The organism is Pseudotabrizicola sp. L79 (assembly GCF_036553525.1).
GTDB lineage: Bacteria > Pseudomonadota > Alphaproteobacteria > Rhodobacterales > Rhodobacteraceae > Pseudotabrizicola.
The window spans coordinates 185675-197458 of sequence record NZ_JAZHDA010000045.1 but is presented as its reverse complement, the minus strand read 5'-3'; the positions used below and the strand labels follow the sequence as shown (position 1 = coordinate 197458).

Sequence of the window (11784 nt, the reverse complement as noted above, 5' to 3'; positions counted from 1 at the left end):
GACAATGTGGGTTTTTGGCTATGGATCGCTGATCTGGAACCCGGAATTCCCGGTGGCGGAGTCGCGTGTGGCGCGGGTTTCGGGTTGGCACCGCAGTTTTTGCATGCGCTCGATCCATCATCGCGGGTCCGAGGCCGAGCCGGGTTTGGTGCTGGCGCTGGATGCCGCCGAAGGGGCGGTCTGCCACGGGGTTGCCTTTCGCGTCGCACCGGGGGCCGAGGAGGCCACCTTGGCACTGCTGCGCGAACGTGAACTGATTTCTAGTGCCTATCTGGAAACCTGGCTGTCGGTTGATCTGACAGATGGCCCCTCGGTGCGGGCCTTGTGCTATGTGATTGACCCCGCGCATGATCAATATTGTGGTGGCCTGCCGCTGGAAGATCAGGCGCAGATCATCGCCCATGCCATTGGCGGGCGGGGGCCGAACCGCGATTATCTTTGGGCCACGGCCGCGCATCTGGCCGACCTTGGCATTGCCGATCCTGATCTGTCATGGCTTGCCGACAGAGTGCGGCTGCTGACCAGATGACAGTAAATTTCACTGCATCTGCAAATGCGGTGCTTGGATTTTGGTCCAACTCTCGCTTATGGTTTGTCAGGGCAGAACAATGAACAGGCAAAGCCTGATGGAAAACTTCAAGGCCGGGGCAAAGGGGGCAGGGCGCGTGCGCGTTGCTGCCACATTCAGCCAGCCGATACAGCAGATTGTCACCATGTTGGTGGTGGCGGGCCTTGTGGCGGCTGGGGCTTGGTTGATCCATGCTCAGGTGGCCGAGGTGTTTTCGGCCAACCTGTGGCTGAACGGCTTTATCGGCGTGGTTTTCGTTCTGGGCGTTGCCACCTGCTTTTGGCAGGTCTTGATCCTGATGCAATCGGTCAGCTGGATCGAAGGTTTCGTGCGCAATGTGCCGGGCCATGAAATCACGCGCCCGCCGCGTTTGCTGGCGCCTTTGGCGTCGCTGCTGCGGTCGCGCGGCTCACAAAACTCACATATCTCGTCCTCGTCATCGCGGTCCATCCTTGAATCGGTGGCCACCCGGATAGATGAGGCCCGCGATATCACCCGCTACCTTGCCAACCTGCTGATTTTCCTTGGGCTTTTGGGCACGTTTTATGGGCTTGCCACCACGGTGCCGGCGGTGGTCGAAACCATCCGCTCCTTGGCCCCGGCCGAGGGCGAGGGCGGGCTTGCGGTGTTTTCCAAGCTGATGGGTGGGCTAGAGGCGCAGTTGGGCGGCATGGGCACGGCCTTTTCCTCCTCGCTTTTGGGTTTGGCGGGGTCTTTGGTTGTGGGGCTTTTGGAACTGTTCGCAGGCCATGGCCAGAACCGCTTTTACCGAGAGCTTGAAGAATGGCTGTCGTCGATCACCCGCCTTGGCTATGCGGGTGCAGAAGGTGAGGGCGAAGGCGCGGGCGTTGCTGCGGTGCTAGACCGGATGGTCGAGCAGATGGAAGCGATGCAAAGCCTGTATAGCGGGGCCGAACAGGCGCGCGTTCAGTCTGACCAGCGTCTGGCCGATCTGACCGCCGCCATTGCCACCATCGGCGCCAAGCTAGAGGCCGAGTCAGGCCAGACCGCCGTTCTGGCCCGCATCGCCGAGGGGCAAGAGCGGCTGATTCAAGCCATGGGCGGGGCCGAAGGCGGGCTGTCATCCGATGCCGAGGCGCGGATGCGCCTGCGCTCGATTGATGTGCAGTTGCTGCGGATTCTGGAAGAAATCGCCGCCGGGCGTCAGGAAAGCATCGCAGATCTGCGCGCCGACCTGACGGCGCTGACCGCCGCTGTGCGCCAGTTGGCGCGCACTGGCATCGGGCGCTAGCCATGGGACTGTCCCGCCGCCGCGATTCCTCGATCATCTGGCCGGGCTTTGTCGATGCCGTCACCACGCTGTTGATGGTGCTGATGTTCGTGCTGACGATTTTCACCGTCATGCAATCTGTGCTGCAAGAAACGATCACCACCCAAGACAGCGAGTTGTCCAGCCTGACGGCGCAGGTTGCCAGTCTGGCCGATGCCCTGGGGCTGGAACGCAGCCGTGTGGATGCGCTGCGCGATGAGGTGGGATCGCTGCGGGCGGGGCTGGCCGCCGCCGAGGCCGAGGGAGTGCGGCAAGAAAGCGTCATCTCTAGCCTCACCAGCCAGCTTGAAGCGCGCGAGGGCGAACTGGCGGCGGCTCAGGGCCGGATCGCCAGCTTTGAGGCGCAGGTGGCCAGCCTTTTGGCCGAGCGCGATGCCGCCCTGACCCAGAACGCCGGATTAAGTGCAACGGTGGCCGAGTTGGAGGCCGCGCAAGCCCGCCTGCTGACCGAGAAAGAGGCGCTGGATCTGGCCCTTGCCAAGGCGCGGGACGAGATCGACGCCACCGCCGAAGCCGCACGGCTGGCCGCCGCCCGCAGCGACGCGCTAGAGGCGCTGATGGCCGATCTGCGCGCCAAAGCCGAGGCCAATGCCGCCAGTGAGGCCGAACTGGCCGCTGCCAAAGCCGCCGTTTCCGAGGCCGAAGCCGCCCGTCTGGTTGATGCCGCAGCGATTGAGGCCCTGCGCGCCCGACTGGCAACGGCGGATGAAGAGTTGACCGCCATGACCCTTGCGCTGGAAGAGCAGCGCAAAAGGGCCGAAGACACCCTGTTGCTGCTGGCGGCAGCCCAGACCGAAGCCGCACAGGCGCTGACCGAAACCGAGCGGCGTGACGCCGCCCTTGCCGCCGCCGAACGCGCCCTGACCGCAGAGCAGGCCAAGGGGATCGAGGCCGCCGAGCGGGTGGCGCTGCTGAATGAACAGATCGCCGCCCTGCGCGCCCAGCTTGGTTCGCTTCAGGCTGTGCTGGATGCCGCCGCCGACCGCGATGCCGAGGCGCGGGTGCAGCTTGACTCTCTGGGCAGCCAGTTGAACGCGGCCCTTGCGCAGGTTGCCCTGGAACAACGCCGCCGCGCCGAGTTGGAAGAGGCCGAGCGTCTGCGCCTTGAGGCCGAGAATGCCGATCTTGAGAAGTTTCGCAGCGAATTCTTTGGGCAATTGTCGCGGCTGCTGGCCGGGCGTGAAGGTGTGCGCGTGGTGGGCGACCGGTTCGTATTTTCGTCCGAGGTGCTGTTCAACCCCGGCGCTGCCGATCTTGCCCCCGAAGGCCGCGCCCAGATTGCCGGGGTGGTCGAAATCCTGAACGAAGTCCGCGCGCAGATCCCCGAAGGTGTGGATTGGATCATCCGCGTCGATGGCCATACCGACAATGTGCCACTCTCGGGCACCGGAGAGTTTGGCGATAACTGGGAATTGTCTCAGGCCCGCGCGCTGTCGGTGGTGCGGTTCATGCAAAACCAGTTGGGCTTTCCCCCTGATCGCATGGCGGCCACCGGATTTGGCGAATACCGTCCCGTGGCCACTGGCAATACCGAAGCGGCGCGCGCCCAAAACCGCCGGATCGAGTTGAAGCTGACCGAGCGTTAATCCATCTCCATCGACACGGTCAGTGTGCCGATCGTTGCGCCCGCCCGTTTCAGCACGGCCGTGCCCTCATAGCGCCCGGCCGCCCATTGCGGCGCGCGCAGCCGTTTGCCGATGGCGCGAAAGGCCTGCGCCTGCGTCCGGTCCAGCACCAGTGTTTCCTCGATCACAACGCCATCGGGGCCAGTGATCGTCAGGTGCAGGTCATCACCCTGTCGGTTGCCAAAGTAATGCACCCACAGCACCAGGGCCGGGGCCGTTCTGGTCAGCCCCGCTTGCGGCAAGCCCGCCCGCACCGCAGGCCATGACGGCACATCAGCCGCAAAGCCTGCGCCGATCAGGCCGCCGGGCGCATAGGCAAGGGGGGCCGACCACAGCGGCGCCACCGGGCCGGGGCCACATGCCGCCTCTCCATCCGGGTCAAAGGGGTCGATCTCGACGCCGTTGCGGCGCACGGCCAAATGCAGATGCGGAAATTCCGTCTGCCCTGACAGGCCGATCAGGCCAAGCGGCGTCCCCGCTGCAACGCTTTGGCCCGACCTGACCCGCAGCGACCCCTTCGCCATGTGGCAATATTGGGTCTGCCAGCCCCCCTCATGGTCGATGACCAGCCCGTTGCCGCATTCGCGCCCACGGACATCGGGCGCATCCGGGCTGTTTTGCGCCAGATCCTCCATCCCGTCCCGTACGCCGGCAACCACACCCGGCGCCGCGGCCAGCACCGCCACGCCCTTTTGCATGGCCGCAGTGGTGGGCAGGGCAAAGTCGGTGCCCGAATGCCCATCATAGCTTAGCGGCGCGCAGGTATAGTCTGCGGCACCCGGACCGGGATCACGGTCTTGGTAATTCTGGATGAAACACTGCCCGGGCACCACGCAATCGACAGGCAGATCAAGTGTAAAGGCCCCCGCCGAAGCGGGGGCCATCAGTGCAACAAGAACCAGCGGTTTCATTCGGCTGTCAAAAGCGGCGGCTTAGACCCCGAAAGCCGGGGCTTTTGCGGTTCCTCGATCTCCAGCACGATCGCATCATCCTTGACCGTCACCAGAACCACACCGCCCTTGACCAGACGACCAAACAGCAATTCCTCGGCCAGCGGTTTCTTGATGTGTTCCTGAATCACGCGGCCCAAGGGGCGCGCGCCCATCTTGTCGTCATAGCCCTTGTCGCCCAGCCAGGTTGCCGCTTCGGGCGACAGTTCGATGTGAACGCCCCGATCCATCAACTGGGCCTCAAGCTGCAGAACGAATTTCTCGACCACCTGGAAGATGGTTTCCTTGGCCAGCGGGGCAAAGGAAATCACCGCATCCAGACGGTTGCGGAATTCGGGGGTAAAGGTCCGCTCGATCGCTGCGGTGTCTTCGCCCGTGCGCCGTTCGCGGCCAAAGCCGATGGCGGCTTTCTGCATATCGGCAGCGCCGGCATTCGAGGTCATGATCAGGATCACATTGCGGAAATCGACTGTCCGGCCGTTGTGGTCGGTCAGCTTGCCGTGATCCATCACCTGCAACAGGATGTTATAGACATCGGGATGGGCTTTCTCGATCTCATCCAACAGCAGCACGCAATGCGGATGCTGGTCGATGCCATCGGTCAGCATCCCGCCCTGATCAAAGCCGACATAGCCGGGCGGTGCGCCGATCAGGCGGCTGACGGCGTGCTTTTCCATGTATTCCGACATGTCAAAGCGCAGCAGTTCCACCCCCAGCGATGAGGCCAGTTGCTTGGCCACCTCGGTCTTGCCCACACCCGTCGGCCCGGCGAACAGATAGTTGCCGATGGGCTTTTCGGGTTCGCGCAGACCGGCGCGCGCCAGTTTGATGGCACTGCACAGGGCCGAAACCGCGTTATCCTGGCCAAAGACCACGCGCTTGAGCGTCTTTTCCAGATCGCGCAGGGTTTCTGCATCGTCTTTCGAGACATTCTTGGGCGGGATGCGGGCGATCTTGGCCACCACGGCCTCGATCTCTTTGGTGCCAATCGTCTTGCGACGCTTGGATTCCGCCACCAGATGCTGCGCGGCGCCCGCTTCGTCGATCACGTCGATTGCGCTGTCGGGCAGTTTGCGGTCGTTGATATAGCGCGCCGCCAGTTCCACCGCCGATTTGATCGCATCAGCCGTATAGCGCAGGTCATGATGTGCCTCAAAATGCGGTTTCAACCCTTGCAGGATCTTGATCGCATCGGGGATCGACGGCTCGTTCACGTCAATTTTCTGGAACCGGCGGCTCAGCGCGCGGTCTTTTTCAAAGTGCTGACGGAACTCTTTATAGGTGGTTGACCCCATGGTGCGCAGCTTGCCGCCCTGCAAGGCAGGTTTCAGCAGGTTTGACGCATCCATCGCCCCGCCACTGGTTGCCCCCGCACCGATGACGGTGTGGATTTCATCAATGAACAGGATCGCGTCGGGGTGATCCTCCATCTCTTTGACAACGGCTTTCAGCCGTTCCTCAAAGTCGCCGCGATAGCGCGTGCCAGCCAGCAGCGCGCCCATATCAAGGCTGTAGATCGTGGCCCCGGCCAGAACGTCCGGCACCTCTTTCTTGATGATCTTCCAGGCCAGACCTTCGGCAATCGCGGTCTTGCCCACGCCGGGGTCGCCCACCAGCAGCGGGTTGTTCTTGCGGCGGCGGCACAGAACCTGAATGCAGCGCTCCACCTCTGACTCGCGGCCGATCAGCGGGTCAACATCACCCTTCTTGGCCTTGATGTTCAGATCGACGCAATATTTCGACAGCGCCGATTCCTTGGCCTCACCAGCCTCGGCCTTGGGGGTTTCCTGATGCTCTTCGGCGCCGGTGATCGGGCGGCTTTCGCCATAGGACGGGTCTTTGGCCACCCCATGCGCGATGAAATTCACCGCATCATAGCGCGTCATATCCTGTTCTTGCAGGAAATAGGCGGCATTCGATTCCCGCTCGGCAAAGATGGCGACCAGCACGTTGGCCCCCGTCACCTCATTGCGGCCCGAAGACTGCACATGAATCGCCGCGCGCTGAATCACACGCTGAAAGGCTGCGGTCGGCACCGCCTCTGACCCTTCTACGTCGGTGACGAGGGTCGACAGATCGTCGTCGATGAATTCTGACAGCGTCTTGCGCAGATCATCGAGGTTGACGGAACAGGCTTTCATCACCCGCGCTGCATCGGGTTCGTCGATCAGCGCCAGCAGAAGGTGTTCCAGGGTTGCGAGTTCATGGCGGCGTGCATTGGCAAGGGCCAAGGCGCCATGGATGGCTTGCTCGAGCGTATTCGAAAACGAAGGCACTGTTTTGTGCTCCTGTTCTTCGGGGCAGGTGCGGCCATCATCAGAGAGGGCCGGACCAACCGTTGCCTCATAATCTTAAAGTTCGGTTTTATTCTCCGCACTTCAAGGGAAATAATCGCGAAACCTCCGATTGTTTGGGCGCGTGCCCCAAATGTGAACGGCCTTTGGGCAGAACCCGCCTAGAACCGGTCTTTACGGGACCGCATTTCGGCAAAACAGGCCGCATCGGATGCATCAGTCAGTCCAAGTGCTGCCTTGAGTGTGGGCAGATTGGCGCGCAGGAACGGGTTTGTCGCCAATTCCTCGGAAAGCTGTGATGGCACCGTTGCGCGGTTCTGTGCGCGCGCCTGTGCCACCCGGTCGATACGAGAGATAAGATGCGGATTGTCCGGTTCAAGGGTCGCCGCGAACCGCAAATTCGAGGCGGTATATTCATGGCCCGAACAGATCAGCGTTTCGGGCGGCAGGGCGGCCAGTTTGGACAGGCTGTGCCACATCTGATCGGGCGTGCCTTCAAACAATCGCCCGCAGCCCCCTGCCATCAGGCTGTCGCCGGTAAAGGCAAGACCCGCAATCGGAAAGTGATAGGCGATATGGCCAACCGTATGCCCTGACACATCCAGCACCGCGCATTCTGCCCCGCCGATGGCAAAGCGATCTTCCTCGGCCACGGCGCGGTCCAGCTTGGGCAACCGATGCGCATCGGCCTTGGCCCCCGTCACCTGCGCGTCGGTCGCGGCCACAACCGCTGCCACACCCCCGATATGATCATCGTGGTGATGGGTCAGCAAGATGTCGGTCAGCCGCCAGCCTGTCTTGTCCAGCGCCGCCAGAACGGGCGCGGCCTCGGGCACATCCACCACGGCCGTGGCGCCGCTGGCGGTGTCGTGGATCAGATAGGCGTAATTGTCAGACAGGCAGGGGATGGTCAAAAGTTCAACTGGCATGGTCTTTCGCGTTTCATTGGCTATGCTGATCCAGCATGGACCAAGGGAAGGCCCGACTGCAATGCACCTTGATGTGCTTGACCTGCGCAGCTTTTACTACCGCACCCAGCTTGGGCGCGTGGCTCAGCGCGCCATCCGCGATCAACTGGTGTCGATGTGGCAACCGATGACGGGGCATACCGTGGCGGGCTTTGGCTTTGCCGTGCCGCTGCTGCGCCCCTATCTGGCCACATCGCGCCGGGTGGTTGGCCTGATGCCGGGGCCGCAGGGGGTGATGCCTTGGCCTGCGGGCATGGATAACGTCAGTGTCTTGTGTGAAGAAACCGCTTGGCCGCTGCCCACCGGGCTGGTGGACAGGCTGGTGCTGATGCATGGGCTGGAAACCTCGGAACAGCCCAGCACGGTGCTTGAAGAGGCGCATCGCGTGCTGGGGCCGGGAGGCAAGGCCATGTTCATCGTGCCCAACCGATCGGGCCTGTGGTCGCGCCGCGATGGCACCCCCTTTGGCTTTGGCCGCCCCTACAGCCTTGGCCAGCTGGAAGCCCAGCTCAAGCGCCATGATTTCACCCCCGAACGGGCTGTCGCCACCCTGTTCACGCCGCCCGCCTCGGGCCGGTTCTGGCTGCGCACGGCCGAATTCTGGGAAAGGATCGGGCGACATGCACCGTGGCTGGTGGGCGGGGTGCTGATGGTCGAGGCGACGAAACAGGTTTACGCCCCCACCCGTGGGGGGCTGGCGCAGGCGGTGCGCAAACCCTTGCGCGTTCTGGAAGGCGTGGGCCAAGCCGTGCCCACCCCCCGCAAGCAGCGTTAGGGCCAAACACCGCCGCACAGGCCGGATGGCGGCTGCCACGCCACAGCGGCCAATCAACAGCCGATGGGGCAGGGCGATTCCTTGCCAGAATGTGTTGCCGCCGGGCATCGCGCGGCTTCAAAGAGTCGCAGCTTTGCGCCTGCAGCGCTAACAGCGACAAATACTTGCGCAGCTTGTTCACGTTTTGCTGACCATTACGGTTGCGGGGTAGGCCTACCTCTGCTAGAGACGCGCCGAATTCCAGACGCATCCACCTGCGCACGACCTTTCATGGCCGATGGCTGGTTGCATGCAAAACTGGACAAACTACGGAAGGGTTGTCGTGTCCGAACCAGCTTCGATCTCCTCCGGCATCGCTGCACGTTACGCGGCCGCCGTTTTCGATCTCGCCAAAGACGCGGGTGCTCTGAAATCCCTAGAGGCTGATGCCGCCAATCTGTCGGCAGCCCTTGAAAGCTCGGCCGAATTCAAGGCCATGATCACCTCGCCGGTGGTCAGCCGCGAAGAGCAGGGCCGCGCCATCGGCGCCATTGCCGCCAAGATGAAGCTGTCAACGCTTGTGGCCAACACGCTGCAACTGATGGCCTCCAAGCGCCGCCTGTTCGTGCTGCCGCAGATGCTGGCCGATCTGGCCGCGCGGATTGCAGATGAAAAGGGTGAAATGACGGCCGAAGTGACTTCGGCTGCTGCCCTGTCGGCCGATCAGGCCAAGAAACTCGCCGCGACGCTGAAAGCGCGTGTCGGCAAGGACGTGAAACTGAAAACCACCGTCGATGAAACCCTCATCGGCGGTCTTGTTGTCAAGCTGGGCTCGACCATGATCGACACGTCGGTCAAGGCGCGGCTCGCGGCTCTCCAGAATGCAATGAAAGAGGTTGGGTGATGGGAATCCAGGCTGCTGAGATCTCTGCGATCCTCAAGGAGCAGATCAAGAACTTTGGCCAAGACGCCGAAGTGGCCGAAGTTGGCCGGGTGCTGAGCGTTGGCGATGGTATCGCCCGCGTTCATGGGCTCGACAATGTTCAGGCCGGTGAAATGGTGGAATTCCCCGGCGGTATCCGCGGGATGGCCCTGAACCTCGAAGTCGATAACGTCGGCGTCGTGATCTTCGGGTCTGACCAGGACATCAAGGAAGGCGATACCGTCAAGCGCACCAAGTCCATCGTGGACGTGCCCGCTGGCAACGCCCTGCTGGGCCGCGTCGTTGACGGCCTTGGCAACCCGATCGACGGCAAAGGCCCGATCGCCTCGACCGAGCGTCGCGTGGCCGACGTCAAGGCCCCCGGCATCATCCCGCGCAAATCGGTGCATGAGCCGATGGCAACCGGCCTGAAAGCCGTTGACGCCATGATCCCGGTTGGCCGTGGTCAGCGCGAACTGATCATCGGCGACCGTCAGACCGGCAAGACCGCCGTGGCGCTGGACACCATTCTGAACCAGAAGTCGTATAACGACGCCGCTGGCGATGATGAATCGAAAAAGCTGTATTGCATCTATGTCGCCATCGGGCAAAAGCGCTCGACCGTGGCCCAGCTGGTGAAAAAGCTGGAAGAGACTGGCGCCATCGACTACACGATCGTCGTGGCCGCCACCGCCTCTGACCCGGCCCCGATGCAGTTCCTGGCCCCCTATTCGGCCACGGCGATGGCGGAATTCTTCCGCGACAACGGCCGTCACGCCCTGATCATCTATGATGATCTGTCAAAGCAGGCTGTGGCCTATCGTCAGATGTCGCTTCTGCTGCGCCGCCCGCCGGGCCGCGAAGCCTATCCGGGCGACGTGTTCTACCTGCACTCGCGCCTGCTGGAGCGTTCGGCCAAACTGAACGAAGATTTCGGCGCCGGTTCGCTGACCGCTCTGCCGATCATCGAAACCCAGGGCGGCGACGTGTCGGCCTTTATCCCGACCAACGTGATTTCGATCACCGACGGCCAGATCTTCCTGGAAACCGAACTGTTCTATCAGGGCATCCGCCCCGCCGTGAACACCGGTCTGTCGGTGTCGCGCGTCGGTTCCTCGGCCCAGACCAATTCGATGAAAACGGTCGCCGGTCCGGTGAAACTGTCGCTGGCCCAGTATCGCGAAATGGCGGCCTTCGCCCAGTTCGGTTCCGACCTTGACGCCTCGACCCAAGCCCTGCTGAACCGCGGCGCGCGTCTGACCGAGTTGATGAAGCAGCCGCAGTATTCGCCGCTGACCAACGCCGAAATCGTTTGCGTCATCTACGCGGGCACCGCAGGCTTCCTCGACAAGGTGGCCGTCAAGGATGTGGGTCGGTTCGAAGCAGGTCTTCTGTCGTTCCTGCGCAACCAGCGCAAGGATATCCTCGACTGGATCACCTCGGCTGATCCGAAGATCAAAGGCGCGGATGAAGAAAAGCTGAAATCGGCTATCGCTGAATTCGCCAAAACCTTCGCTTAATTGTCTGAAAGGACAGGGATATGCCCAGCCTTAAGGACCTGAAAAACCGGATCGGAAGCGTGAAAAACACGCGGAAGATCACCAAGGCAATGCAAATGGTTGCCGCGGCGAAACTTCGCCGCGCGCAAGAGGCCGCCGAGGCCGCTCGCCCCTATGCCGAACGGATGAATGCCGTGATGGCGGGGCTGGCCTCGGGTGTCGGCCAATCTGCGTCTGCGCCGCGCCTTCTGGCCGGCACGGGCAATGATCAGGTGCATCTGCTTGTCGTCATGACCTCGGAGCGTGGCCTGTGCGGCGGCTTCAACTCTACCATCGTGCGTCTGGCCAAGGCCCGCGCGAATGAGTTGCTGGCCGCTGGCAAGACGGTGAAAATCCTCACCGTCGGGAAAAAGGGCCGCGAACAACTCCGCCGTGACCTGTCGCAATATTTCGTGGGTCACGTTGACCTGTCCGAAGTCAAGCGCATCGGTTACGCGAATGCCCAAGGGATCGCGCGCGATGTCCTCGCGCGGTTCGAGGCGGGTGAGTTCGACGTTGCCACCATCTTCTACAACCGCTTCCAGTCGGTGATCAGCCAGATCCCGACGGCGCAGCAGATCATTCCGGCCCAGTTCGACAGCACGGCCACGCCCGCGCTGTATGATTACGAACCGTCGGAAGAGGCCATCCTGGCCGACCTGCTGCCGCGCGGTGTGGCAACGCAGATCTTTGCCGCTCTGCTGGAAAACGGGGCCTCTGAACAGGGCTCTCGGATGAGCGCGATGGACAATGCCACCCGCAACGCGGGCGACATGATCAACAAGCTTACCATCCAGTATAACCGCAGCCGTCAGGCCGCGATCACCAAAGAGCTTATCGAAATCATTTCGGGCGCCGAGGCGCTCTGACGAAC

At 62.5% G+C, this 11784-nt stretch carries 10 protein-coding genes; 7 read left to right on the top strand and 3 right to left on the bottom strand.

The window, feature by feature from the left end; all coding sequences use genetic code 11:
* Positions 1–4 precede the first annotated feature (4 nt).
* The 3 genes from V3C85_RS06845 (at position 5) to V3C85_RS06835 (ending at position 3445) form a co-directional block, all read left to right on the top strand.
* Positions 5–529, top strand: a complete 525-nt coding sequence (locus tag V3C85_RS06845; protein WP_445941994.1) for a gamma-glutamylcyclotransferase — start codon at positions 5–7, stop codon at positions 527–529.
* A gap of 97 nt (positions 530–626) precedes the next feature.
* On the top strand, positions 627–1820 hold the full coding sequence (locus V3C85_RS06840) for a biopolymer transporter ExbB (RefSeq protein ID WP_331794344.1): 1194 nt from the start codon (positions 627–629) through the stop codon (positions 1818–1820).
* A 2-nt stretch (positions 1821–1822) separates the two neighbouring features.
* Positions 1823–3445 carry a peptidoglycan -binding protein gene (locus V3C85_RS06835; RefSeq protein ID WP_331794343.1) on the top strand — a complete coding sequence of 541 codons (1623 nt, stop codon included), beginning with the start codon at positions 1823–1825 and terminating at the stop codon, positions 3443–3445.
* Here the strand turns inward: V3C85_RS06835 and V3C85_RS06830 are convergent.
* The 3 genes from V3C85_RS06830 to gloB form a co-directional block, all read right to left on the bottom strand.
* Positions 3442–4395 carry a M23 family metallopeptidase gene (locus tag V3C85_RS06830; RefSeq protein ID WP_331794342.1) on the bottom strand — a complete coding sequence of 318 codons (954 nt, stop codon included), beginning with the start codon at positions 4393–4395 and terminating at the stop codon, positions 3442–3444. The two genes, V3C85_RS06835 and V3C85_RS06830, sit on opposite strands and share 4 nt — an antisense overlap.
* On the bottom strand, positions 4392–6710 hold the full coding sequence (gene clpA / locus V3C85_RS06825; RefSeq protein WP_331794341.1) for an ATP-dependent Clp protease ATP-binding subunit ClpA: 2319 nt from the start codon (positions 6708–6710) through the stop codon (positions 4392–4394). The genes V3C85_RS06830 and clpA overlap by 4 nt, the downstream gene beginning before the upstream one ends.
* Before the next feature lie 179 nt (positions 6711–6889).
* Entirely contained in the window at positions 6890–7657 is a 768-nt protein-coding gene (gene gloB / locus V3C85_RS06820; RefSeq protein WP_331794340.1) for a hydroxyacylglutathione hydrolase, read from the bottom strand.
* Positions 7658–7718: 61 nt separating this feature from the next.
* On the opposite strand from gloB, the gene V3C85_RS06815 reads away from it, so the two are divergent.
* The 4 genes from V3C85_RS06815 to V3C85_RS06800 all read left to right on the top strand — a co-directional run bounded on the left by V3C85_RS06815 (position 7719) and on the right by V3C85_RS06800 (position 11779).
* Positions 7719–8471, top strand: coding sequence for a class I SAM-dependent methyltransferase (locus V3C85_RS06815; protein WP_331794618.1), 753 nt, complete (start codon positions 7719–7721; stop codon positions 8469–8471).
* A 322-nt stretch (positions 8472–8793) separates the two neighbouring features.
* Complete coding sequence (locus tag V3C85_RS06810) at positions 8794–9354, top strand: F0F1 ATP synthase subunit delta (protein ID WP_331794339.1); 561 nt, start codon at positions 8794–8796, stop codon at positions 9352–9354.
* Positions 9354–10892: a F0F1 ATP synthase subunit alpha gene (gene atpA, locus V3C85_RS06805; RefSeq protein WP_331794338.1), complete on the top strand. Its 1539-nt coding sequence runs from the start codon at positions 9354–9356 to the stop codon at positions 10890–10892. The genes V3C85_RS06810 and atpA overlap by 1 nt, the downstream gene beginning before the upstream one ends.
* 20 nt (positions 10893–10912) lie before the next feature.
* Complete coding sequence (locus tag V3C85_RS06800; protein WP_331794337.1) at positions 10913–11779, top strand: F0F1 ATP synthase subunit gamma; 867 nt, start codon at positions 10913–10915, stop codon at positions 11777–11779.
* Positions 11780–11784: the final 5 nt, after the last annotated feature.

Excerpts from the sequence above, each read along its gene's own strand:
- V3C85_RS06845 (WP_445941994.1), top strand. The coding sequence starts at position 5 with ATGTGGGTTTTTGGCTATGGATCGCTGATCTGGAACCCGGAATTCCCG.
- V3C85_RS06840 (WP_331794344.1), top strand. The coding sequence starts at position 627 with ATGGAAAACTTCAAGGCCGGGGCAAAGGGGGCAGGGCGCGTGCGCGTT.
- V3C85_RS06835 (WP_331794343.1), top strand. The coding sequence starts at position 1,823 with ATGGGACTGTCCCGCCGCCGCGATTCCTCGATCATCTGGCCGGGCTTT.
- V3C85_RS06830 (WP_331794342.1), bottom strand. The coding sequence starts at position 4,395 with ATGAAACCGCTGGTTCTTGTTGCACTGATGGCCCCCGCTTCGGCGGGG.
- gloB (WP_331794340.1), bottom strand. The coding sequence starts at position 7,657 with ATGCCAGTTGAACTTTTGACCATCCCCTGCCTGTCTGACAATTACGCC.
- V3C85_RS06815 (WP_331794618.1), top strand. The coding sequence starts at position 7,719 with ATGCACCTTGATGTGCTTGACCTGCGCAGCTTTTACTACCGCACCCAG.
- atpA (WP_331794338.1), top strand. The coding sequence starts at position 9,354 with ATGGGAATCCAGGCTGCTGAGATCTCTGCGATCCTCAAGGAGCAGATC.
- V3C85_RS06800 (WP_331794337.1), top strand. The coding sequence starts at position 10,913 with ATGCCCAGCCTTAAGGACCTGAAAAACCGGATCGGAAGCGTGAAAAAC.